Below are 23,275 nucleotides of genomic sequence, written 5' to 3'. Positions count from 1 at the left end.
CGGGGCAGGGGGAGCGACCAGGACCGGTTCCCCGGGTCCGCCTCCAGCGACCCCCATCGACCCCCAAAGCACCCGATTCGGACTGACACAGTGTCAAGAGCGCCGGTGCGACCTCAACAGTCTGATCCTGGCGGCGCCGGGATCCGCTTGTGAGACTGAACGCATGTCGGAACTCCTCGCTCGCCACCGCGCTGTCATGCCCTCGTGGCTCTCCCTCTACTACGACGCACCCATCGAGATCACCGGCGGGAAGGGCGTCCGCGTCACCGACGCCGACGGCAACACCTACCTCGACTTCTTCGCCGGGATCGTGACCAACATGCTCGGCTACGACGTCGCCGAGGTCCGCGAGGCCGTCGAGCGCCAGATCGCCACCGGGGTGGTGCACACCTCCACCCTCTACCTGCTCCGCGGCCAAGTGGAGCTCGCCGAGAAGATCGCCCGCCTGTCGGGCATCCCCGACGCCAAGGTCTTCTTCACCAACTCCGGGACCGAGGCCAACGAGACCGCGCTGCTGCTCGCCACGCAGGCGCGCGGCACCGACCAGGTGCTGGCCATGCGCAACAGCTACCACGGCCGCTCCTACGGCACGATCGCCGTCACCGGCAACCGCGGCTGGAAGAACTCCGCGCTGTCGCCGCTCAACGTCCACTACCTGCACGGCACCGACCGCGACACCCCGGCGTTCCGGGGGATGGGCGACGCCGAGTACATCGAGGCCTGCGTCGCCGACCTGCGCGACGTGCTCGCCACCGCCACCGCCCCCGATGTCGCCTGCCTGATCGCCGAGCCGGTCCAGGGCGTCGGCGGGTTCGCCATGGCGCCCGACGGCCTCTACGCCGCCTACAAGGAGGTCCTCGACGAACAGGGCATCCTGTTCATCTCCGACGAGGTGCAGACGGGCTGGGGCCGCACCGGCTCCTCGTTCTGGGGGATCGGCAACCACGGGGTGGTCCCCGACGCCATCACCTTCGCCAAGGGCCTCGGCAACGGCTTCGCCGTGGGCGGCGTCGTCGCGCGCGGCGACCTGATGGACGGGCTCACCGCCAACGGGGTGTCCACCTTCGGCGGCAACCCGGTGTCCATGGCCGCCGCCAACGCCACCCTCGACTACGTGCTCGACCACGACCTCCAGGCCTCCGCCGCGCGCCTGGGCCCCGTCGTCCTCGACGGCCTGCGTCCTCTGGCCGATCTGGCGAGCGTGGGGGCGGTGCGCGGCAAGGGCCTGATGTTCGCGGTCGAGATGGCCGACCCCGCCACGGGGGCGCCCTCGCCCGCTCTGGCCGGGGCCGTGCTGGAGGCCACCCGGAGCCGCGGGCTGCTCATCGGCAAGGGCGGGCTGCGCGGCAACGTGCTGCGGATGGCGCCGCCGCTGACGATCACCGAGGCCGACGCGCGCGAGGCCCGCGACATCCTCGTCGACGCCATCACCGAGGTCGACACCGCCGCGGCGTCCTGACGTACCCGGCGCACCGCCCGCCCACGCCACCACCGCACCGAATGAGGTCTCCATGAGCAAGCACGTCACCCACTGGATCGCGGGCAAGCCCTTCGCGGGGACCGCCGCCCGCCGCGGCGACATCCACAACCCGGCGACCGGCCGGGTCTCGGGCACCGTCGACTTCGCCGGGACCGCCGAGGTCGCCGCCGCCGTGGAGGCGGCCCGCGCGGCGTTCCCCGGCTGGCGCGACACCTCGCTGTCCAAGCGCACGTCGATCCTGTTCCGCTTCCGCGAGCTCGTGCACGCCCACAGCGGCGAACTCGCCCGGCTGATCAGCGCCGAGCACGGCAAGGTCGTCTCCGACGCCGCCGGCGAGGTCGCGCGCGGCCTGGAGGTCGCGGAGTTCGCCTGCGGGATCCCGCACCTGCTCAAGGGGGGGTTCTCGGAGAACGTGTCGACCGGCGTGGACGCCTACTCCATCCTCCAGCCGCTCGGCGTCGTCGCGGGCATCACGCCGTTCAACTTCCCGGCGATGGTGCCGATGTGGATGTTCCCCGTGGCGATCGCCTGCGGCAACACCTTCGTGCTGAAGCCGAGCGAGAAGGACCCCTCGGCGGCGGTGCGCATCGCCGAGCTGTGGTCGGAGGCGGGGCTGCCCGACGGCGTGTTCAACGTCGTGCACGGCGACAAGGAGGCGGTCGATGCGCTGCTGGAGGCGCCCGACGTCAAGGCGGTCAGCTTCGTCGGGTCCACCCCCATCGCCCGCTACATCTACGAGAACGCGGCCCGCAACGGCAAGCGGGTCCAGGCCCTCGGCGGGGCCAAGAACCACATGCTGGTCCTGCCCGACGCCGACCTCGACCTCGCCGCCGACGCGGCGGTCTCCGCGGGATTCGGCTCGGCCGGCGAGCGGTGCATGGCGATCTCGGCGGTCGTCGCCGCCGAGTCCGTCGCCGACGAGCTGATCGACCGGATCAAGGACCGCGTCGCCGGACTGCGGGTGGGCCCGGGCGACGACGACAGAAGCGATATGGGCCCGCTGGTCACGCGCGCCCACCGCGACAAGGTCGCGTCCTACCTGGAGTCGGGGGTGCACGAGGGCGCGACCCTGGCGATCGACGGGCGCGTGCACCCGGTGCTGGGCGACGACGCCGCCGAGGGGTTCTGGCTGGGGCCGTCGCTGCTGGACCACGTCACGCCGGAGATGTCCTGCTACCGCGACGAGATCTTCGGCCCGGTCCTCAGCGTGCTGCGGGTCTCCGGGTACGACGCCGCCCTGGAGCTGGTCAACGCCAACCCCTACGGCAACGGGACCGCGGTGTTCACCCGCGACGGCGCGGCCGCCCGCCGGTTCCAGAACGAGGTGGAGGTGGGCATGGTCGGCATCAACGTGCCCATCCCCGTGCCCATGGCCTACTACTCGTTCGGCGGCTGGAAGCAGTCGCTGTTCGGGGACTCCCACGCGCACGGCACCGAGGGCGTCCACTTCTACACCCGCACGAAGGCGGTGACCTCGCGCTGGCCCGACACCGGGGGCGCCGCGGTGGACCGGCGGGCGGCGGCCGCCGGCGCGGCCGGGGCCGCGCCCGCCTCGGGCGGGGTGGACCTGGGCTTCCCGACCAACGGGTGACCCCACGGCCGGTCACGGCGTCCGCGCGGCACGGGATTGGCCTACTCTAGGTCGCGCGGGCGCCACGAGGGGTATCGTAGTGTCCGGTCATCCGCGGTGCGCGGACGCACGGGCGCCGCGGCCGGCCGCGGACCCTGCCGGACGACGCGCTCATTCCCCTCCTCCCCCCACGGAAGCGGGCGCGTCAGAGAGGCGCTCCGGGACCTAACTCCCCCCTGGTCCCGGAGCGCCTCCCCTTGATGTCCCCCTCAGTGGGCGACGAGCGCGTGCTCTAACTCGCGGGCCGCGTGTGAGGCGGCGATCCCCGCGCACTCATCGCATCCGTAGACCTCGGCTCCGTCGGGCAGCACGCCCAGCGGGTTGCGAGGCCGCGGCCACTTCACATGGCAGACCACACAGGCGTCCCCCAACGCCTGCGCGGAGCTGAGTGACCCTGGATCGTAGATACAGCTGTCGCTTGTGTCCGCATTGGGTGTGCTTGCGCACATCATGCTCAGACCGCTCAACGTCCCTGCTCCCCCCGTGGTTTAGGACAGTCTGGCGGACCTATAGCTATCGACTCTTATTGAACCAGAACGAGTCTGTCTCGGGAATAGGCCAGGCCGATTTTTGTGACTGTGAGCTTAGACAGACTAACTCTCCGTAGTTCAGAAGGGAATATGCCGCCCGATTGTGTCGCAAGGCAGGTGACATGTCGGTTGTGTCGCCCAGCCCGCGGGCCGGCGCGCGGCGCTCGGGCGGCCCGTTTCGCACACCGATCCCGACCGGAAGGGTTAAACCACCGCGCTCCCCGCTCCACCGGGGCGACGGTGGAACGGGGAGCGCGGATGCACGCGGACGGGGCCGCCGCAGGGCGGTCCGCCCCTGTCCCTGAGCACGCTCGCCTCCTCGCTCTGCTACAACGACCCCGCGGGTCGGGCCTTCGGCCGGGGGCGGCGTCGCCTCCGCTCGCTCGTCGGCTCGCCGTGCTATAGCCGCGCGAACGCCTCCTCCAGGATGGACAGGCCCTCGTCCAGCAGGCCGTCGCCGATCACCAGCGGGGGCAGGAGCCGGATGACGTTGCCGTAGGTCCCGGCCGTGAGCAGGATCAGCCCCCGGGAGTGGCAGTAGCGCACGACCTCGGCCAGCGCCTCGGTGTTGGGCGTCGTGTCGCCGCCCCCCGCCACCAGCTCGATCGCGACCATCGCGCCGCGCCCGCGCACGTCGCCGATGACGTCGTGCTTGTCCGCCAGCGCGCGCAGCCGGTCCAGCAGCGTCGCCCCGATCTCGCGGGCGCGCTCCACCAGCCCGCCGGACTCGATGCTCTCCAGGGCGGCGAGCGCGGCGGCGCAGGCGGCCGGGTTGCCGCCGTAGGTGCCGCCCAACCCGCCGGCGTGGACCGCGTCCATCAGCTCGGCGCGCCCGGTCACCGCCGCGAGCGGCAGCCCGCCCGCGATCCCCTTGGCGGTCGTGATCAGGTCGGGCACGACGCCCTCGTGCTCGCAGGCGAACATGTCGCCGGTCCGGGCGAAGCCCGTCTGCACCTCGTCGGCGATGAAGACGATCCCGTTGGCGCGGCAGAACTCCGCGATCCCGGGCAGGAAGCCGGGCCCCGGCTCGATGAACCCGCCCTCGCCCTGGATCGGCTCGATCAGCACCGCGGCGACGTTGGCCGCGCCGATCTGCTTGCTGATCTGGTCGGCCACCTGGCGGGCCGCCTCAGGTCCGCAGTTCCCGGGCCCGGTCGGCCAGCGGTAAGGGTAGGCCATCGGCATCCGGTACACCTCGCCCGCGAACGGCCCGAACCCCTGCTTGTAGGGCAGGTTCTTCGCGGTCAGCGCCATCGTGAGGTTGGTGCGTCCGTGGTAGGCGTGGTCGAACACCACGACCGCGGAGCGCCCGGTGGCGCTGCGGGCCACCTTCACCGCGTTCTCCACCGCCTCGGCCCCCGAGTTCAGCAGGACCGACCGCTTCTCGTGGTCGCCCGGCGTGATCCGGTTCAGCGCCTCGCACACCTCCACGTAGCCCTCGTAGGGGTTGACCATGAAGCAGGTGTGGGTGAACCGGGCCAGCTGCTCGGCGGCGCGCTCCACCACGGCCGGGGCAGCGTTGCCCACGTTGGTGACGGCGATCCCCGCGCCGAAGTCGATGAGGGCGTTGCCGTCGATGTCCTCGACGATGCCGCCCCCGGCGCGGTGCACGTAGACCGGCAGGACGCTGCCGACCGCTTGGGCGACCGCCCTGCTGCGGCGCTCCTGGAGCGCGCGCGACTTCGGGCCGGGGATCTCGGTGACGATCCGGCGCTCCTGTGCGACCTCGGTCGTTGCCATCGGGCGGTCCTCCTTGTGCCTACGCGCCGGTGCCTGCACGGCGATCGGGCTCGACCCTAAAGGCGCGCGTGCACGCCGGAAATCTCCTTGGTGGATAAGATCGAGGCAGCTCATTGGCCATTTCGGTGATCGGGGGACGGTTGCCGCCCACACTCGGCGCCCTGCTGCGCACGCCCCGCCTGGGGCTGCGCCTGCTCACCCGCGAGCACGGCCTCGACCGGCCCGTCCGCTGGGTGGCGGTCAGCGAGCTGACCGACCCCACCCCCTTCCTCGAAGGCGGCGAGCTGGTGCTGACCACCGGCGTCCGCTGGCCCGGAGACGACGACGGCGACCCCGACGCCCGCGACTACGTCGGCCGCCTCGTCGAACGCGGGGTCGCCGGACTCGGGTTCGGTGTCGGGGTGGCCCACGGCCGGGTCCCCGCCCGGCTGGTCGACGCCGCCGAGGAGGCCGGCCTGCCACTGATCGAAGTGGCGCGCCCCACCCCGTTCATGGCCGTCGGCAAGGAGGTCTCCCGCCTCCTCGCGCGCGAGGAGTACGAGGGGCTGACCCGCGCGTTCGCGGCGCAGCGGCAGCTCACCCAGGCGGCCCTGCGCGGCGCCGGACCCGTGGCCGACCGGCTGCGGGCCGAGCTCGGCGCCTGGGTGCTGCTGTTCGGCGCCGACGGAACGCTCCGCCACGCGGCCCCCGATGCGGCCGCCTCCCGCGCCCCCGCCCTGGCCGGGGAGGTGGGGCGGCTGCGCGGCTCCCGGCAGCGCGCCGGCGCCGCGGTGTCGGCGGCGGGGGAGAGCATCGCCCTCCAGCCCCTGGGCGTGGGCGGGCGGGTGCGCGGCTTCCTCGCCGTGGGCACCGGGCACCGGCTGGGCACCGACGAGCGCACACTGGTCAACGCCGCCGTCTCACTGCTCTCCCTGGAACTGGAACGGACCGCGCCCGGCCGCGCGGAAGAGGTGCGCGGCGGGCTGCTGGACGCGCTGCTCGACGGCGCCGTCGACCTCGGCCGCGACGCCACCGCGCGGCTGCGCGCCGCCCTGCCGGCCGAACCCGTGGCACTGGCCGTGGCCGAGGCGGCCGAGGGGCGCGGCCCGGTGTGGGACCCCGCGCTCGACGGCTGCCTGGTCGCCGAAGCCGGCGGCCGCCTCACCGTGCTCGGCACCGCATCCGCCGACCCCGGGGGCGTCCTCGCCCGGGTCACCGGGGGCCCGGTCGGCGCGGCCGAACCCGGCGGCTACGCCGCCCTGCCCTCGGCGCGCGCCCAGGCCGAGCGGGCGCTCGACGCCGCACGGCGCGACGGCGTACCCCTGGTCCGCGCGTCCGACCTGCCCGGCGGCTTCCTCGGCCTGGCCGCCACCCCGGCCGGCGCGCGCATCGCCCGGGATCTGCTCGCCCCACTGCTCGCCCACCGCACGGGCGACGACCTCCTGGCGTCCCTGCGCGCCTACCTGGCGGCCGCGGGGCGCTGGGACACCGCCGCCGACGCCCTCGGGGTGCACCGGCACACGCTGCGGTACCGCATCACCCGCATCCGCGAACTCCTGCCCGGCGACCTCGACGACCCCGACTACCGCGCCGAGCTCTGGACCGCCCTGCGCACCCTCGACCGCACCCGTCCCTGAAGGGCGGGGCGCTCACCGGGCCGGACGCCGTGGTCCCGGGGTGGGGAGCCGGTCAGACCTGCGCGTCGTCGAGGGCGTCGCGTGCCCGCTTCTCATGGGCCACCCGGGCCACCGACGGGCTCAGCATGCGGTCGATCAGCGCCAGCGCCAGCGCCGACACCACGAACGTCAGGTGCAGAACGGTCTGCCACAGCATGGTGTCGGACTCGGTGCGCGCGGCCTCGATGAAGGTCTTGAGCAGGTGGATCGAGGAGATCCCGATGATCGCCGTGGCCAGCTTGACCTTGAGGATGTTGGCGTTGACGTGGTCGAGCCACTCGGGCTGGTCGGGGTGGCCGTCGAGGTTGATCCGCGACACGAACGTCTCGTAGCCGCCGACGATCACCATGATCAGCAGGTTGGCGACCATCACCACGTCGACCAGCCCGAGGATGATCAGCATGATGGCGGTCTCGTCGACGTTGCCCAGCGCGACCTCGTGGATGAGGTGCCACAGCTCCAGCATGAACAGCCAGACGTACACCGCCTGCGCGATGATGAGGCCGAGGTACAGGGGCACCTGTAGCCAGCGGCTGAGGAACATCAGGTACCCGAGACTGAGTCGGCTGGAGGCGGAGATCTTCGTGGCAGCGGGCACGTCGGTCATCGGCGGTTCTTCTTCTCACGAGCGGGTGAAACGGGTGGGATGCCTTCACTTTAAGCGGGCCTGCGACCTGGTGATCACATCCGCCCACACCGGTCGACGTGTCCGGACGCCCCGGTAGAGTGCCCATCGTCCGGGCCGCCCCCCGGCCCGGTGAGCACACGGGAGGACGCACGTGCCCGAAGGCCACACCCTGCACCGCCTGGCCGCGCACTTCACCAAGCACTTCGGCGGCTCCCGGGTGCGGGTGTCGAGCCCCCAGGGGCGGTTCGCCGACGGCGCGCGGCGGATCGACGGCCGCACCCTCACCGAGGCCGAGGCGCACGGCAAGCAGCTGTTCCTCGCGTTCGACTCCGGCGACCGGCTGCGCGTGCACCTGGGCCTGTACGGGGCGTGGACCTTCGGCGACGCCGACGGCGAGCGCCACCTCGGCGCCCCGCGGGTGGCGGGCGGCGAGCGGCGCGAGCTGCTGCGCGACGCCGACGGCTTCGTCCTCGCCCCCGACCCCGTGGGGACCGTCCGGGCCCGGATCGTGACCGCATCGGGCTGGGCCGACCTGCGCGGCCCCTCGGCCTGCGAGGTCATCACCGAAGCGGAGCAGGAGGCCGCGCAGGCGCGCCTGGGCCCCGACCCGCTGCGCCCCGACGCCGACCCCGAGCGCGCCTGGAACGTCATCAGCCGGTCGCGCACCACCATCGCCGCGCTGCTGATGCGCCAAGACGTCATCGCCGGGATCGGCAACATCTACCGGGCGGAGTCGCTCTTCCGCGCCGGGATCGACCCCTACCGCCCTGGTCGCGATGTCACCCGCGCCGAATGGGACGCGCTGTGGGCCGACCTCACCGGGCTGCTCCAGGACGGCGTGCGCGACGGCTACATCATCACCACGCGCCCCGAGCACCGGCCCGACCCCGGCGCCCTCCCGGTGCCCCGGCCCGACACCCTCTACGTCTGCTACCGCACCGGAGAGCCCTGCCGGATCTGCGGCACCGCCGTCGTGCAGGCCGAGCTGGCCGCGCGCACCCTCTACCGCTGCCCCGCCTGCCAGGCCCGCTGAGCGCCCCGCCGCACCGGGTGCGCGCCGGCCCCGGCGCACCCGCGCCGGGGCCGGGGCCGGCCCGGTGGCCGGCGGGAAAGCGCGGGATCAGCCGTTGACCGGGTAGTCCTGGCGGATCTCGACGTCGTTGCCCTGCTCGAATGCGGTGAGCAGGCGGTCGGCCTCGCCCTGGGTGCCGGCCTGCTCCAGGGACTCCGCGGTCTCGGCGAAGGCGCGCAGGGTGTCCTCGGTTCCGGCCTGGGTCAGGGCGTCGGCGGTGCTGGTGCTGGAGGCGCCGAACTCGCGCACGGCGTTGTAGTAGATGTCGGCGGCGCCGTTGCACACCCAGTTGCCGTCGCACTCGTTGTAGAGGTCGGAGCGGAAGTTGTCGTCGATCCGCAGCCGGGTGTCCTCATTGAACCGGGCCTGCCGCTTGTAGTTGCGGTAGCCGAAGTCGTGCCGCTTGCACGACGGGTCGAAGTTGAAGCCCAGCGGGGAGTCGGGCGACCAGCTGCACGAGTCGCTGCTCCAGTCGAGCTGGTCGGCGTAGGGGGCCTGGTCGCGGGTTGAGATGAACGTGGTGATGGAGTCGGTGAAGAGGTACTGGTCGGTGACCCGTTGCAGCTCGGCCGGGGGGAGGGCGGCGTTGGCGACGCCGGCTCCGCTGAGGGAGACGAGGGCTGCGGCGGTGATCGCGACGAACGACTGGCCGATACGTCGAGCGGGGTGACGCATGTGGGGGATTCCCTTCCGTCCAACACGATGTGACCCCTGAGTAATAAGGGAATCCGCCGCTCAATGGAAGAAGGACACGGGGAATCAGGGGTAATGATCGTATGGCCGTCCGGATACGGTGGGGCTGGTTCCCCACCGCATCCGGCGCCGGCGTCAGCGCGCCTGGAGCGCGTCCAGGGCGACGGCCATGGCGATGACGAGTCGGCGGTCGAGGTTCCGGTCGGGGATCTCCACCGAGTAGCGGTCGCGCAGGCCGAAGCGCTTGTCGACGCTGAACACCGGCGTGCCGTTGATCGTGAAGTCGAAGTGGTAGGGGATCATCTGCGCGGTGTCACTGACCCTGCGCAGCACCCCCAGCGTCGCGTTGCGCTCCTGGCCGACGATCGGCGGCAGGCCGGGCTGCTCCATGTGCCAGGTGCTGCGCGTCAGCGACTTCCCGAAGTCCTTCCGGAACAGGCCGATCGGCTGACCCGACGCGTCGTAGACGTCGTAGGTCGCCCCCAGGTCGATGGCCTGGCGGGCCTTGAACCGCAGCACGGGGTACTGCTTGGTGTCGTCGGTGTAGAGGGTGACCTCGTCCTTGAAGGCGAGCCGCTTCTGCTGGGCGAACGCCAGCAGGGGGCCTTCGCTTCCGTCGGGCTGCGCGGCGTTCACCTCGTACTGGTTGACCCCCAGCCTGAGGCGCTGACGCACGGTGATGTGGGTGAGGGACTGGAGCTGGTTCATCGTCGGCCTTCGCGTGCTGGTGGCGAGTGCGGCGGCGGGGACGCGTCCGGCGGCGGAGCAGGGCGCCGGACCGGGTGGCCGTCGCGATCGTCTCAGACGGCCATGAGCGCGTTGCGGTTCCGCCGTGACCGGTCCTGTTGCCGATCCGAAATCCGGGGGCCGGGCGGGTCACAGCCTGCGGGGACGGTGTGCCGCGCGGGTCGCGGAGGTGGTAGAAGTCGCCGTGTGAGCATATCCGCGCTGCAACTCCTGCTGGCCGATTTCGCCGACCGCCGCGACTGGGGCCCCTTCCACACCCCCAAGAACCTCGCCATGGCCCTGACCGGCGAGGCGGGTGAGCTGGCCGCGGAGTTCCAGTGGCTCGAACCAGGGGAGTCGGAGCGGGTCATGGACGACCCCGCCAAGGCGCGGGCGGTCCGCCTGGAGATGGCCGACGTCTTCAGCTACCTGCTGCGCCTCGCCGACGTGCTCGATGTCGACCTGGAGGCCGCGCTCCGCGAGAAGGTCGCCATCAACGAGGGCCGGTTCCCGGCGGCCGGGCCTGCCGGGGACGTCGTCGGTACGGACGGCCCGGCGGGGCGCTGATGAGTCGGCGAGGCGCTGACCACCGCTGTCAGGCCGGGGAGACCTCGCTGGTGACCTCCCAGGAGATCTCCTCGGCGAGGTCGTCGGTGAGCTCGCGGCCCCCGAGGCGTTCGGCGAGCTGCGCCGCGGTGTAGACGACGCGGAACGCGCGCTGCTCCGCCTCGCCCGCGCTCATGACCGCGTAGTGGCCCCAGGTGGCGGGGTCGACCGCCAGGACGGTGATGTCGCTGTTGTGCGGCACCGCCCCCGCCTCGTGCGCCTCGTGGATGTCGCGGATGTCGTCGGCCTCGACCACGGGCAGGTCGCGCTCGGCGAGGAAGTTCTCGGCCAAGGCGTCGGCCTGCTCCTCGCTCAGCCGATCGTGGTCGTAGCCGAACGCGTCGGCGTGCCCGGCGAGCAGCCGCTCGATGCCCTCGACCTGCCGGTCGACCGCCGCCGCGCTCGCCGGCCCCAGGACCTCCCCGCGGATCCGCACCGCCAGCCGATGGATGTCCACGCCCGTAGTCCCCCCTCAAGTGGTGTCGCGGGTAGGGGTGCCACCCGCGACCCCATGATCCCACCGCAGGGCGCGGTCACGGTTCATTGTCCACAGGGGCGACGTCAAGCGGCGTCCTCGGCGACGCCGCCCGGATGGCCGCGGCCATCTGCGCCTCGGTGCCGGAGACGGTGTGGGTCGCGCAGAGCGACCACCGCGAGAGCCAGTACACGTGGGCGCGGTCGCCGGCGCCGGGATCCGCCACATGGGGCGCCGGCGTGGCCACCAGCCAGCGGGTCCGCACGCCCCGTTCGTCGGGGAAGCGGCGCATCGGCAGCCTGGTCCCGTTGGGGTTGCGGTCGGTGATGTACACCGACGCGATGTCCGACCACGGGATGCGCACGTCCCTGCCGCGGATCAGCACCTGGACGCCCGCGTCGTCGAAGGCCACGTGGAACGGCTTCGTCCACTGGAGGAGGGTGACGACCGAGATGAGCAGCCCGAACGCGCCGCCCACGGTGCCGAGGATGCCGATGGCGGCGTTGGGCACAGGGTAGGGGGCACCGGTGAACCACTGGACGAGGAACACCACCCCGCCGACGATCAGGGCGACCGCCATCGCCACGTGCACGATGGACAGATACAGGTTCCGTTGGAGGCCGACGAACACGGATCGCCCGGGGTCGTTGGTCATGGCCTTCTCACTCCGTTCGTTGGGGGTGTCTCGATCGTGCGTCCGGCAGCGGGCCATGGGGGCGCCCGCTGGTCAGCCGCCGTCCGGGGCGGGGCCGTCATGTTCCTCGGGCCGGGCCCGCCGCGCCTCCGCGACCAGGGCGGCCGCCAGGCCGAGCGGGGGGTCCACGCGCGGCGCATCATCGGGCGTCAGCAGCAGCCGGCACAGCGCCGCGTGCAGCGCCTCCTGGGCCGCATCCGGTGTGCCGAGCAGCAGGGCCGCGATCCCCAGCGCACGTGCGCGCGTGAGGTGGCCGTCCGGCCCGGCGGGGCCGGACCCGTCCATATCCGGTGCCCCGCCGGGCGGTTCCAGGGGCGGCTCAGGGGCGGCGCCGTCGGCGATCTGAGCGGCCAGCCAGCCCAGCGCCCACACGGCATCACCGGTGGCGCCGCCACCGCCCGCCACCGGCTCACCGGAGGGGCGGCCGGTCATCTGCCGGGCTCCAGCAGTCTTCGCACGCGCGCCAGGCCGTGGTGGGCGTAGCTCTTCGCGCTTCCCTCGGCGACGCCCATGATCGCGGCGGTCTGCGCGTAGGTGTAGCCGCCGTAGCCACGCAGCACCACCGCCTCGCGTTCGCGGGGCGACAGCGTGTCCAGCGCGGCGATCAGCGCGTCGCGCAGGGCCACGAGGTCGTCGAAGGGGAGGCCGGCGCGCTCGCAGAGCCGTTCGACCTGGTCCCCGGCGGCGGGCTCGATGCGCTCGCGCTCGACGGCGATCCTGCCCAGCGCGTCATTGGTGAGGTTGCGGACCGCCGTCCACAGGTAGGAGCGGAGGCGCGCGGGGTCCTTGACGTCGGGGCAGCGGGCGAACACGCGCATGAAGGCGGTCTGCGCGATGTCCTCCGCGCTCTCACGGCTCCCGGTCCGGTTGACCGCGTAGCCGATGAACGCGTCGCGGGACGCGGCGAACACGTCGACCAGCAGCCGCGTGAACGGCGACTCGTGGCCCGGCGGCGGCGCGGTCCGGGCGACCCGGCTGATCCCCGAGCGCCGCGACCGGTCGGCCCGGACCCCTCCCGCGGGCACGTCCGGCAGCCGCCGGAGCACCGAGCCCAGCAGCGCGTTCAGCGCGGCGTCGCGCGCCCCGTCCAGGCCGTCCACTGGTGGTGCCATCGTGCACCGTCCCCTTTTCGTCCTCGTCGCCCTTTGACCGGGGAGACCGGAAAGGGGCGCGGAAGGTTGGGGACACCGGAGAGGATTTCGCGATGCCCGCGGGATCGGGCGGCGCCGAGCGTCAGGTGTGCATGTAGTGGGTGGCGGCGATCGACGGCTTCGCCTGACCGTCGACGAGGACCGTCTCGGCGTCGGGGCCGATGACCGAGCACGTGTCCGTCGAGTGGAGCCGCTGGCTCTCGCCGGTCGAACTGTTGTTGTAGGCGGAGCGCGCGGTGAACCCGATGTCGTTGCATTCCGAGGTGCTGGAGAGGTCGATCGGGAACGTGAACTTGTCGCCGGTGTAGTTCTCCTCCGTCCAGAAGCAGATGCGCCGCTCGTCGCATTCGGGGGTGCCGGCCGGCTCCGGATCCGCCGGTCCGGGCGACGCGGGGGAGTCCGCCGCTGGGTCGTCCGGCTGGGCGGACGCTTCGGGCCCGGAACTCGGGAAAGGGGCGGCGGTCGCCGTGAGGCCCCTCCCGGGATCGGGCGCCGTCGCCTCGAGGCCCGGGGGCGGCGCGGTGCCCGTGGCACCGGAAGCACCTGCGACGGACTCGGGCGCCGCCGCCCTGCCGGCCGGCCCGCCGATGCCCGTGCGGGCGAACGCGAACGTCGTGCCCGCTGTCGCCACGACCACCGCGCCCGCCGCGGCGACCAGGGCCGTCCGGCGCCGGGCGCGGCGCCCCCGGCTCGCACCGATGTAGGAGCGGTGCGCGGCGGTGTGGTCGCCGGGCCGGGCGGAGAGCCGGCGCCGCGCCTCGGTCAGCGACGCCCCGCGCAGCAGCAGATCGGGTGCGCGGCCCGCCCGCTCCCAGCGGGCGAGCTGCTGGTCGAGCCGGTCGCGCCAGCGCAGGAAGCCGAGGTCCTCGGTGAGCCAGCCGCGCAACCGCGGCCAGTGGTCGATCAGCGCCTGATGGGCGAGCTCGGCCGTCGGGGCGCCGTCCACGCCGCGCCCGATGACCAGCAGTCGGCTCGCCGCAAGGTCCTGCGCGAGCCGCCGCAGAGGGGTGGGCAGCCCGTCGAGGCGGATCCGGCGGCGCGCGAACCGGGCCTCGGGGTGGTCGTCGGCGCCGGACGGGTCATCGTCCGGGCGGGCCAGGAGGGTGAACAGCCGCCGGAGCCGGGCACGGTCCCCGGTGGCGGAGTAGGCGGCGATCGCCTCCTCGGCGCTGCGTGTCACCGCACCGGACACGCCGCCGATCCGCTGGTAGGCCTCGGCGGTCACGGAGCCGCCCTCGCGGCGCTCCCACAACAGGGTGAGCAGGGATTCCACCAGCGGGAGCTGGCCGGGGGCGGTGCCGGCGTCGTCGAGGATGCGCTCGACCAGGCCGGGCGCGAAGTACAGGCCCGGTGCGTGCCCGGCCGGGCCGACGATGGCCTCCCGCAGCCGGGCGCGGTTCATGGGGGACAGGGCGACGACCGTGGCCTCGGCCGCCACCGGGCCGTCCGGAGCGAGCAGCTCGCCGATGCTCTCCAGCCGCAGGGTGAGCACCACCCGCAGCGGGCGGCGGCCGGGCCCCGCCGCGCGGCCGGCCTCCTCGATCAGCGTGGCGACGAGGCGCAGCAGCTCCCGCGCCTCGGCGGGGCTCTCGCCGGCCAGCTCCTCGAACTGGTCGAGGAAGAGCACCCCGCCCGCGCCCTCGGCGCCGCTCGCGGCGAGCGCGGCGACCTCTGCCGCGACGGAGCCGATCGCCCCGCCGTCCGTCGCCAGCCTGGCGGCCAGGTCGCCCGCGGTCGGCCCTGCGGTCGGCCCAGTGGCCGGCGCCGCGGCCAGCAGCCGCGCCAGGGCGGCGGCCAGCGCGGCGCGTGCGGGAACGGCCGGGGACGGCCTGACCTCGGCGATCCGGGCGCCATCGGCCCGCAGCCGTGCCAGGAGGCCCGCGCGGACCAGCGAGGACTTGCCGACCCCGGAGTGGCCGGTGACCGCGACCACGGGATGGTGGGCCACGGCGTCGACGAGCCGCCCGACGTCGTCGTCGCGGCCGTGGAAGTAGGCGCTGTGCTCCTCGCCGAACGCCTCCAGGCCGCGGTAGGGGTTGGGCATCAGCTCGGGGTCGGAGCCGAGGACCTGCTCGATCGGGATCTGGTAGGCGGTGGAGACGGAGCGGTCGTCGTCGGCGGCGACGACCATGCCCACGACGGCACCGATCTCGGAATCCCACACCGGCGCCCCGCTGAAGCCCGCGGTGATGGGGCGGCCGTTCGCGGCGCCCTGGAGCTGGACCCACCGGGTGCCCTGGGAGTCGCGGAGCGTGCCGGACGCCCACACGCCGTCCTGCATGCCCGCGGGGAAGCCGAGCACGTGGAAGCCGTGGTCCCAGACGTGCCCGGCGCGGCGCATCGGCGGTGGCTGAGCCGCGGGCGGCGCCGGTTCGGCGAGTTCGAGGACCGCGACGTCGCCGGTGCCGTCGGGCAGGATGGGCCGCCACGCCCGCACGTGTGCCGTGATCGGGGCGGAGGCGCCGTCGCGGTCGCCCGTGATGGGGAAGTCGACCGTGAGGGGGCCGTCCGGCGCCGGGGCGGCCTCGGGGTCGCCGCCGATCGCCGCCGCGACGACGTGCGCGCACGTCGCCGCCTGGCGCGGGCCGATCAGGAACCCGGCGCCCGCGACATCACCGCGGGAATCCCAGATGCGGATGATCGAGCGGCCGAGCGGGCCGTGGTCGTGCGCGAGCGGACCTCCCATGACGGTGCCCCTTCCTCCGGGAAGTTCCACAGCAGGGTACAGTCCGTCACGACGCGATCCGGACTAGTTACTTTCAAATGTGAGCTCGACTTCCTCGGGCGGCGGCTCCGGGGACCACGCGACGTCTCCCTGACCTAGCAGAGGGCTCATCCGGACGTTGAGGACGAGCACGAGGGTGACCTCGTCGGTGCCGAGGGGCACGTCGAAGAGGACCGGGGCAGGGCGCTGTTGCCCGCCTGGCCTGGAGTGAAGTTGAGGACCTCGCCCTCGCCGGGGCCGGCGGTATCGAGGTCGGCGACCGCCCGTTCGCGGGGATCGGCGAACGGCCCGGACGAGCAGCCCGCCGCGCAGAGGGCGGTTCCCGGGAGGATCACGGGGAGTCGCTTCATACACGGGAGGACCGTGCGCGGGCCCGAACGGTTGGGGACGGCCCGCCCGGTGCGCGGCGACCGGGGCGGGCAGCGCCCGCCGGCTAGCGCCGCAGCGCGATGGCGCGTCGTTTCATCACGGTCGAGACGATGCCGACCGCCGTGGCGCCGGCGATGAACGCCAGCGGGATGACGATCGCCTTCGCCGGGCGGCGGATCGGGACGAACGCCGCCCCGTCGTCCCTGATCTCGATGAAGCCGAGGGGGACGGCGGTCCCGCCGCCTCCGGCGCCGTCGCCCGCCCCGCGGGTGTCCGGCCCGCCTTCACCGGCGCCGCTGCCGAAGCCGAAGGCGACCTTGGCGACGGGGATCACCGTGACCCCAGCGCGCTCGACGGGGGCGCCGTAGACGGCGTGCGCGTTCAGCGCGCCGCCGATCCGGGACACGAGTCCGTCCGCGACCGAACCGCGGGGCGCCGCCACCCGCCGGTCCACCGCCTGCCGGACGGCCGGATCCACCTCAGCGGGGACGTTCGAAGGGCTCATGGGTCCTGTGTCCTTTCCCGGTCGCATCGGTTTCTCACGCTACCCCGGGGACGGTGCCTCGGCGGTCCGTTCGGAGCTGCGACCATGGATCGCATCCGGGCGCATGAGGCGCCCGGGGGTGAATGGGGGACGTGTGGGCGGGGCCGATCGCGGGCGCAGGCGGGCCGGGCAGCGGAAGGGCGCCGGCCGGGGCGGCGGTTCCGCCGCGCCCGGCGCGAAGACGGGCCCCGCAGCCGACGCCGTTCCGCCGTCCCCCGACGACCTGATCGGCGCGGCGCTGGACGCGCACGGCCGGGGCGACCACGGCGAGGTGCAGTGGTGCCTCGACCAGCTCACGGCCCGGCCCGACGAGGCGTCCTGCGACGCGGCCGACCGCGCGCTCGTCGCCCGGCTCATCGGCGCCACCTCCTCCGCCTGGCACAAGGGGTGGCAGCCCGCCGAGCTCGTCCGGCACGTGCGGCGCTCCGCAGGCGACACGCAGGCCGGCGTCGCGACCGACATGATCGCGGCCGAACTGCGGCGCTACGACCCGCGGACCATCGACGCGAGCTGGGACGGCCAGCTCGCATCCATCGGCGCCCGCCAGTGGTGGGACGGCGACGACGCCTACGTGCGCGCGTGGACGCGCCGCGCCGGCGCCCTGCGCGCCGAGTGGATCGAGGCCGCGGTGGAGACGCTGCACGTGCTCTCGCGGCTGCCGGCCATTACGCAGCTGCGGCCGCCGCCCGGCCGGGCCCGGCGCATCGCCGCCCCGCAGGCCGCCCGCGGGGCCGCGCCGGTGGACCGGCGGATGCTCGACAAGGTCCGGGCGCTGCTCGGCAAGGCCGAGAGCACCGGCTTCCCCGCTGAGGCCGATGCGCTCACGGCACGCGCGCAGGAGCTGATGGCGCGCCACCGGATCGACGAAGCGCTGCTGGCCGCGGCGGAGGCGGGCGACAACGGCGGCCCGGTCGGCCGGCGCATCCCGGTCGACGACCCCTACCCCGACGCCAAGGCCGTCCTGCTCGACACGGTCGCCGAGGCCAACGGCTGCCGTGCAGTGTGGGACCAGGACCTCGGCTGGTGCACGGTGGTGGGCTTTCCCGGCGAGCTGGACGCGGTGGAGCTGATGTTCACGTCCCTGCTGGTGCAGGCGGCCGGGACCATGGCCGGGGGGCGCCGGAAGGCGTTCCGCCACTCCTTCCTGCACGCGTTCGCCCAGCGCATCGGCGAGCGGCTGCGCGCGGCGGCCGGAGCCGAGGAGCGGCGCGCGGCCGAGGAGCAGGCCGGCGGTGACCTGCTGCCGGTCCTGGCCGCGCGCGACCGCGAGGTCGAGGACGCAACGGAGAGCCTGTTCCCCCAGACCGTGCGGGGCCGGATCCGCGGGGTCCACGACCACGAGGGGTGGGAGTCGGGCCGCGCCGCGGCCGACGACACCGCGCTGGACGCGCGCGGCCGGCTGGGCCGCGGCTAGCCTTCGCCTCCGGCGGTGTCGAGGAGGCCGCGGGCGACGACGTCGTCGGCCAGGGCGCGGACGATCTCGTCGGAGTCGCCGACGTGGCCCGCGTGGCCGGTGCGGCGCCGGAGTTCGGCGCGGATGGCCGTGACCACGCGCGTGCTGCGCAGCGCGTCGGCGAGCGGGGCCGGGCCCAGGGCAGCGCGCCATTTGCGCAGGTCGTCAAGGCGCCCGTTCTGCACGGCTTCGCGGCTGAGGTGGAACAGCGCGTCGACGGTGGTGTCGCGCGCCTCGTCGTCGAGGACGTCGACGTCGATGATCAGCTCGGAGGCGCCGGATTCGTCGGCCGGGAAGTGGTGGACCTGCCAGACGGAGCCGTTGGTGAGGATCACCCATTCCACATTCTCCGACACGGCCTGTAGTTTCGCCTGGCGGAGGTTGCGGTTGTCGAGGCTCTGCCCGACCGGTTTCACCTCGATGAGGGCGAACAATTCGTCCTCGAGGACGATCCCGTAATCGACGGATTCACCCTTGGTGCGGTATTCCGTGGTCAGTTCGCCGTACTTGTTGTAATTGAGGGCGTCGCTGAGGAAATCGGTCACGAGCAGCCGGGTGTCGCCCTCGTTGGCCCCGCGCTGCACCAGCTCCGCCAGAGGGCCGGCGAACCGCCGCATCGCCCCGCTCAGGCGGTCGCGCGCCACCGCCTCCCAGGGGGCCGGGCCGTCCTCCGGGCCGCCGAATTCCCCGGGCCTGTGCATTACCTGCGTATCGTCCAGATCCACCGCTGTTCCATCCCGGACAGGACGCGGCGCCCGCCGCCCCACGAAAAAACATGAACGGTGAGAAACGATATCTCGCACCATCATTTCTGGCAAAGGGAGGGTAAAGCCCGCGCCCAAGTATGCCGCGGCGGCCGTTTCCCGGCCGGCCGCCGCGATACCTGCGCCGAAGGGGCATTGACCCCGGAGCGCCGGGTTCTTACGATCCAGGTGAATCGATTCGACAGTGGCGGATCGTTCCGGCGGGGTCGACTGCGGGAGGCCGTTCATGGTGACGATCAAGGATGTCGCCCGGGCCGCCGGAGTGGCGCCCTCCACCGTCTCCTACGTGCTCAGCGGATCGCGGAAGATCTCCGCGGAGACCGGCGACGCCGTGCGCGCCGCGATCGCCGAACTGGGCTACCACCCCAACGCCGGCGCCCGGTCGCTGCGCAGTACCCGCACCAACGTCATCGCCCTGTCCCTGCCGCTGCCCGCGCGCGGCTACCTGCCGGTGGGCGGGCGCTTCATGTACGGGATCAGTGAGGCGGCCCGCGCGTTCGGCCACGACCTCCTGCTGATCACCGCGGGCGACGGCGGATCGGGGCTGGAGCGCGTCGCGCGCAGCAGGCTGGCCGACTCCGCCGTGCTCATGGGGGTCGAGATGGAGGACCCCCGGATCGACGCCATGCACGGCCTCGGCCTGCCCGTCGCGCTGCTGGGCCGCCCCGCCGACGAGGCCGCCGCCCCCTGGGCCGACCTCGACTGGGCCGCGGCCGCCGCGCTGGCGGTGCGCACCCTCCACGGCGCCGGGCACCGGCGCATCCACTACCTCGCCACCGTCGAGGCCGATATCCGCACCCGCCGCAGCTACTCCGTCCGCGGCATCGACGGCGCCCGCCGCGCCGCCGCCGGCCTCGGCACCGGGGTACCCGTCCACCCCTCCAGCACCGACCCCGCCGAGCTGGCCCGCCGGATCGACGCGCTGTTCGACGCGCCCGAACCGCCCACCGGCCTGGCCGTCCAGCACCCCGCCGCGATCCCCGGCATCCTGCGCCATCTCTCGGGCCGCGGCGTGGAGGTGCCCCGAGACGTGTCGCTCATCGCCATCGGCAATTTCCCCGAAGACCTCGGCGGGCTCGACACCACCCGCATCGAGCTGCCCGTGACCGAGATGTCGGCCGCCGTGACCCGGCTGGCCGTCGCCGCCTCCCGCCCCGACCGGGACGCCCCCGATCAGGGGGCCGGCGTCCTGATCCCGCCCCGGCTCACCAGCGGGGGCACCCTGGCGCCGCCCGCCTGAACCCACCGCCCATCCGCCGTCTGCGAGGACGGAGCACCCACATGCCCCACCGGACCCCCGACCACCCCGCCCCCCGTTGCCTACGCCCCGTTCCCCTGACCGCGGCCGTCGCGGCGCTGGCGCTCACCGCCGCCGGCTGCGCCGCCGAGCCCGACCCCGGCGTGTTCACGATCATGAACTCCGCCACCGATGAGCCCTACCACACCTGGGACCAGGAGGAGATGGACCGCTGCGGCGCGGAGGCGGGCGTGCGCGTGCAGCAGCTCAGCGTGCCCGCCGACCAGCTCGTTCCCAAGGCGCTGCGCATGGCGTCGTCCGGGTCGCTGCCCGATGTCCTGATCGTGGACGGATCGGACCTGCCCCAGTTCGCCGCGGCGGGCGGCCTGGTCCCGCTGGAGGAGCTGGGCCTGTCGACCGCCTCGCTCTCCGACGGCGCGCTGTCCTTCGGCGGCTACGACGGCGTCTACTACGGCGCCGCGCGCTCGGTGAACTCGCTCGGCCTCTTCTACAACACCGACATTCTGGAGGAGGCCGGGGTCGAGCCGCCCGAGACGTGGGAGGAGCTGCGGCGGGCCGCCGCAGCCCTCACCGAGGGCGACCGCTACGGCCTGGCCATCAGCGCCCTGGCCACCGAGGACGGCGTGTACCAGTTCCTGCCGTGGCTGTGGTCCAACGGCGGCGACGAACGCGAGCTGGGCGCCCCCGAAGCGGTCGAGGCGCTCACCTTCGTGACCTCACTGATCGAGGCCGGATACGCGTCGCGCTCGGCGGTGAACTGGACGCAGGCCGATGTCAACGACCAGTTCATCGCGGGCAACGCCGCCATGATGGTCAACGGCCCGTGGCAGATGCCGGTCCTGCGTGAGCACCCCGATGTGAACTGGGGCGTCGTGGAGATCCCGGTGCCCGAGGCGGGGGCGACCCCGGTGGCCCCCCTCGGGGGCGAGACCTACACCGTCCCGGTCAACCGCGAGCGCCCCGAACGCGAGCGGACGGCGGCGGCCCTCGTCGCCTGCCTCACCACCCCCGAGGCGCAGCTCGACTGGGCGGCCAGGGTCAGCAACGTCCCCTTGGACGCCGGGGCCGTCGAGGGCTACCGCGAAGAGGTGCCCGAACTCGCCCCGTTCGCCGACCAGGTGCAGACCGCCCGCAGCCGGACCGAGTACGTCGGCACCGAGTGGAACACCTACTCCCAGGCCATCGGCACCGCGCTCCAAGCGGCGCTGACCGGGCAGGCCAGTCCGGAAAGCGCTCTCAGTCAGGCGCAGGCGCAGATCGACGAGGAGCTGTGAGGGAGCCCCCATGACCACGACGACCTCACCCGCCCCGCCCGCGCCGCGGGAGCGCTCCCGCACCAGTGCCGACGCCGCCCGGTCCGCGCGGCGCCGCAGATCGGCCGCGCAATGGCTGTTCATCGCGCCCGCCGTCCTCTACATGCTCGCGTTCTTCGGCTACCCGCTGATCCGCAACGTGACGATGAGCTTCCAGGACTACTCCGTCGCCACGTACTTCACCGGGGAGGCGCCCTTCGCCGGCCTGGACAACTGGCGGGCCGTCTTCGCCGACGAGCTGTTCGGCGCCTCGCTCTGGCACACCCTGCTCTTCACGCTGGGCTCGCTGGCCGGCCAGTTCACCATCGGCATGGGCCTCGCGCTGTTCTTCTCCCGCCGCTTCCCGCTGTCGGGCGTGCTGCGCTCCCTGCTCCTGCTGCCCTGGCTCATCCCCATGGTGGTGGCCGGAACGGTCTGGCGCCGCGTGCTCGACGAGGAGACGGGCGTGGCCAACGAGATCCTGCGCGGCCTCCAGCTCACGTCGGCCAACATCCCCTGGCTGAGCAGCCCGGACGCCGCGCTGGTCTCGGTGATCCTGGTCAACATCTGGATCGGCATCCCGTTCAACATGGTCATCCTCTACGGCGGGCTGCAAGAGATCCCCGCCGAGGTCCGCGAGGCCGCGGTGATCGACGGCGCGGGCCCGGTGCGCGCGTTCTTCGGGGTCACCCTGCCGATGCTGCGCCCGGTCGTGACGGTGGTGCTCGTGCTCGGGTTCATGTCGACCGTGAAGATCCTCGACCTCATCCTCGCCCTCACCAACGGCGGCCCGGCGCACGCCACCGAGACGCTGGGCACCCACACCTACCAGCTGTCGTTCCTGCAACTCGACTTCGGCCAGGGCGCCGTCGTCGGCAACGTCCTGATCCTGGTCAGCATGGTCTTCGCCGTCATCTACCTGCGGGCCAACCGCGACGGCTTCACCGAGGGGAGATGACGCCGATGCGCAGCACAACGCGGACCCGCCGCGGCCGCGCCGACCTGGTGATCGGCACCGCCATCCTGGCCGTGCTGCTGTTCCCGCTGTACTGGATGGTCAACACGGCGCTGCAACCCGGTGTGGTCATGGCCGACATCGGCTGGTTCCCCCGCACCCTCGACCTGGGCAACTTCGCCCGCGCCTGGGAGTCGCAGGGCGGCAACCTCGTCACCAGCATGCTCGTCGCACTGGGCGCGGTGGGCGTGTGCCTGGCGGTGGCCGCACCGGCGGCCTACGCGCTGGCGCAGTTCCGCCCGCCCGGGTCCCGCTCGGTCGTCTTCGGGGCCCTGATCACCCAGATGGTGCCCGGCATCGTCGTGGCCAACGCCATCTACAACGCCTACGTCGAGCTCGACCTCGTCAACTCCTACCTCGGGCTGATCCTCGCCGACGCCTCCCTGGGGATCCCCTTCACGATCATCCTGCTGCGCGCCTTCATGGTGTCGATCCCGCGCGAGGTGGTCGAGGCGGGCATGGTCGACGGAGCGGGCCGGCTCCGGGTGCTGCTGCGGATCGTGCTGCCGATGAGCCGCAACGCCCTGATCACCGGCGGGCTCTTCACCTTCCTGTTCGCCTGGAGCGACTTCATGTTCGCCCTCACGCTCAACACCACCGACGCCGTCAAGCCGGTGACCCTGGGCATCTACGAGTACATCGGCGCACATGTGGGCGACTGGGGGGCGGTGATGGCGGTGGCCACCCTGTCGTCCATCCCCGCCGCCGCGCTGCTGGTCGTCGCGCAGCGCTATGTCGCCGCCGGGATGACGGCGGGGTCGGTCAAGTGACCCGC

At 73.3% G+C, this 23,275-nt stretch carries 22 protein-coding genes; 10 read left to right on the top strand and 12 right to left on the bottom strand.

All coding sequences use genetic code 11. The features are described 5' to 3' along the window. Positions 1–163 precede the first annotated feature (163 nt). A complete protein-coding gene (locus ACFOVU_RS26745) occupies positions 164–1,459 on the top strand; it encodes an aspartate aminotransferase family protein (protein WP_378538011.1) in 1,296 nt (431 codons plus the stop codon). A 52-nt stretch (positions 1,460–1,511) separates the two neighbouring features. Continuing rightward, positions 1,512–3,071 carry a CoA-acylating methylmalonate-semialdehyde dehydrogenase gene (locus ACFOVU_RS26740; RefSeq protein ID WP_378538010.1) on the top strand — a complete coding sequence of 520 codons (1,560 nt, stop codon included), beginning with the start codon at positions 1,512–1,514 and terminating at the stop codon, positions 3,069–3,071. A 248-nt stretch (positions 3,072–3,319) separates the two neighbouring features. Here ACFOVU_RS26740 and ACFOVU_RS26735 read toward each other — a convergent pair whose 3' ends face one another. Together ACFOVU_RS26735 and gabT are read right to left on the bottom strand one after the other, a co-directional pair. After that, entirely contained in the window at positions 3,320–3,454 is a 135-nt protein-coding gene (locus ACFOVU_RS26735) for a hypothetical protein (protein WP_378538009.1), read from the bottom strand. 585 nt (positions 3,455–4,039) lie between these two features. Continuing rightward, a complete protein-coding gene (gabT, locus tag ACFOVU_RS26730; protein ID WP_378538008.1) occupies positions 4,040–5,380 on the bottom strand; it encodes a 4-aminobutyrate--2-oxoglutarate transaminase in 1,341 nt (446 codons plus the stop codon). A 140-nt stretch (positions 5,381–5,520) separates the two neighbouring features. On the opposite strand from gabT, the gene ACFOVU_RS26725 reads away from it, so the two are divergent. Continuing rightward, the gene (locus tag ACFOVU_RS26725; protein ID WP_378538007.1) at positions 5,521–6,996 is read left to right on the top strand and encodes a PucR family transcriptional regulator; all 1,476 of its coding nucleotides are present in this window, start codon (positions 5,521–5,523) and stop codon (positions 6,994–6,996) included. Between the two features lie 52 nt (positions 6,997–7,048). Here the strand turns inward: ACFOVU_RS26725 and ACFOVU_RS26720 are convergent, their stop codons facing one another. Beyond that, positions 7,049–7,642, bottom strand: a complete 594-nt coding sequence (locus tag ACFOVU_RS26720) for a TIGR00645 family protein (RefSeq protein WP_378538006.1) — start codon at positions 7,640–7,642, stop codon at positions 7,049–7,051. Positions 7,643–7,814: 172 nt separating this feature from the next. Here ACFOVU_RS26720 and ACFOVU_RS26715 point away from each other — a divergent pair, with 172 nt between their 5' ends. Further along, a complete protein-coding gene (locus tag ACFOVU_RS26715) occupies positions 7,815–8,696 on the top strand; it encodes an Fpg/Nei family DNA glycosylase (protein ID WP_378538005.1) in 882 nt (293 codons plus the stop codon). 87 nt (positions 8,697–8,783) lie between these two features. Here the strand turns inward: ACFOVU_RS26715 and ACFOVU_RS26710 are convergent, their stop codons facing one another. Continuing rightward, entirely contained in the window at positions 8,784–9,410 is a 627-nt protein-coding gene (locus ACFOVU_RS26710; protein ID WP_378538004.1) for a phospholipase, read from the bottom strand. 153 nt (positions 9,411–9,563) lie between these two features. After that, entirely contained in the window at positions 9,564–10,136 is a 573-nt protein-coding gene (locus tag ACFOVU_RS26705) for a hypothetical protein (RefSeq protein ID WP_378538003.1), read from the bottom strand. A gap of 225 nt (positions 10,137–10,361) precedes the next feature. Here ACFOVU_RS26705 and ACFOVU_RS26700 point away from each other — a divergent pair, with 225 nt between their 5' ends. After that, positions 10,362–10,721: a nucleotide pyrophosphohydrolase gene (locus tag ACFOVU_RS26700; protein WP_378538001.1), complete on the top strand. Its 360-nt coding sequence runs from the start codon at positions 10,362–10,364 to the stop codon at positions 10,719–10,721. 28 nt (positions 10,722–10,749) lie between these two features. Here ACFOVU_RS26700 and ACFOVU_RS26695 read toward each other — a convergent pair whose 3' ends face one another. From ACFOVU_RS26695 to ACFOVU_RS26670, 6 genes are all read right to left on the bottom strand, one after another. After that, positions 10,750–11,217 carry a hypothetical protein gene (locus ACFOVU_RS26695; RefSeq protein ID WP_378538000.1) on the bottom strand — a complete coding sequence of 156 codons (468 nt, stop codon included), beginning with the start codon at positions 11,215–11,217 and terminating at the stop codon, positions 10,750–10,752. A 76-nt stretch (positions 11,218–11,293) separates the two neighbouring features. After that, positions 11,294–11,890, bottom strand: coding sequence for a hypothetical protein (locus ACFOVU_RS26690; protein WP_378537999.1), 597 nt, complete (start codon positions 11,888–11,890; stop codon positions 11,294–11,296). Positions 11,891–11,962: 72 nt separating this feature from the next. Further along, the gene (locus tag ACFOVU_RS26685; RefSeq protein ID WP_378537998.1) at positions 11,963–12,361 is read right to left on the bottom strand and encodes a hypothetical protein; all 399 of its coding nucleotides are present in this window, start codon (positions 12,359–12,361) and stop codon (positions 11,963–11,965) included. Continuing rightward, positions 12,358–13,041, bottom strand: coding sequence for an RNA polymerase sigma factor (locus ACFOVU_RS26680; RefSeq protein WP_378537997.1), 684 nt, complete (start codon positions 13,039–13,041; stop codon positions 12,358–12,360). The genes ACFOVU_RS26685 and ACFOVU_RS26680 overlap by 4 nt, the downstream gene beginning before the upstream one ends. A gap of 121 nt (positions 13,042–13,162) precedes the next feature. Next, positions 13,163–15,766: an nSTAND1 domain-containing NTPase gene (locus ACFOVU_RS26675; RefSeq protein WP_378537995.1), complete on the bottom strand. Its 2,604-nt coding sequence runs from the start codon at positions 15,764–15,766 to the stop codon at positions 13,163–13,165. A gap of 472 nt (positions 15,767–16,238) precedes the next feature. Next, a complete protein-coding gene (locus ACFOVU_RS26670; protein ID WP_378537994.1) occupies positions 16,239–16,679 on the bottom strand; it encodes a spore germination protein GerW family protein in 441 nt (146 codons plus the stop codon). A 133-nt stretch (positions 16,680–16,812) separates the two neighbouring features. On the opposite strand from ACFOVU_RS26670, the gene ACFOVU_RS26665 reads away from it, so the two are divergent. Then, on the top strand, positions 16,813–18,132 hold the full coding sequence (locus tag ACFOVU_RS26665; protein ID WP_378537993.1) for a DUF2786 domain-containing protein: 1,320 nt from the start codon (positions 16,813–16,815) through the stop codon (positions 18,130–18,132). On the opposite strand, the gene ACFOVU_RS26660 is transcribed toward ACFOVU_RS26665, so the two are convergent. Next, positions 18,129–18,872, bottom strand: coding sequence for a hypothetical protein (locus ACFOVU_RS26660; RefSeq protein WP_378537992.1), 744 nt, complete (start codon positions 18,870–18,872; stop codon positions 18,129–18,131). The genes ACFOVU_RS26665 and ACFOVU_RS26660 overlap by 4 nt on opposite strands. Positions 18,873–19,161: 289 nt before the next feature. On the opposite strand from ACFOVU_RS26660, the gene ACFOVU_RS26655 reads away from it, so the two are divergent. Genes ACFOVU_RS26655 through ACFOVU_RS26640 form a run of 4 tightly spaced genes read left to right on the top strand, consistent with a single transcriptional unit; the run spans position 19,162 to position 23,270 of the window. Then, positions 19,162–20,175 carry a LacI family DNA-binding transcriptional regulator gene (locus ACFOVU_RS26655; RefSeq protein WP_378537990.1) on the top strand — a complete coding sequence of 338 codons (1,014 nt, stop codon included), beginning with the start codon at positions 19,162–19,164 and terminating at the stop codon, positions 20,173–20,175. A gap of 41 nt (positions 20,176–20,216) precedes the next feature. Continuing rightward, on the top strand, positions 20,217–21,467 hold the full coding sequence (locus ACFOVU_RS26650; protein WP_378537989.1) for a sugar ABC transporter substrate-binding protein: 1,251 nt from the start codon (positions 20,217–20,219) through the stop codon (positions 21,465–21,467). 10 nt (positions 21,468–21,477) lie between these two features. Continuing rightward, on the top strand, positions 21,478–22,443 hold the full coding sequence (locus ACFOVU_RS26645; RefSeq protein WP_378537987.1) for a carbohydrate ABC transporter permease: 966 nt from the start codon (positions 21,478–21,480) through the stop codon (positions 22,441–22,443). A gap of 5 nt (positions 22,444–22,448) precedes the next feature. After that, positions 22,449–23,270 (top strand): carbohydrate ABC transporter permease, encoded by an 822-nt coding sequence (locus ACFOVU_RS26640; RefSeq protein WP_378537986.1) that lies wholly within the window; start codon positions 22,449–22,451, stop codon positions 23,268–23,270. Positions 23,271–23,275 lie beyond the last annotated feature (5 nt).

It is taken from the genome of Nocardiopsis sediminis, assembly GCF_042650565.1.
In the GTDB taxonomy this organism is placed as follows: Bacteria; Actinomycetota; Actinomycetes; order Streptosporangiales; family Streptosporangiaceae; genus Nocardiopsis_B; species Nocardiopsis_B sediminis.
This window is presented reverse-complemented; position numbering and strand designations above follow the sequence as displayed.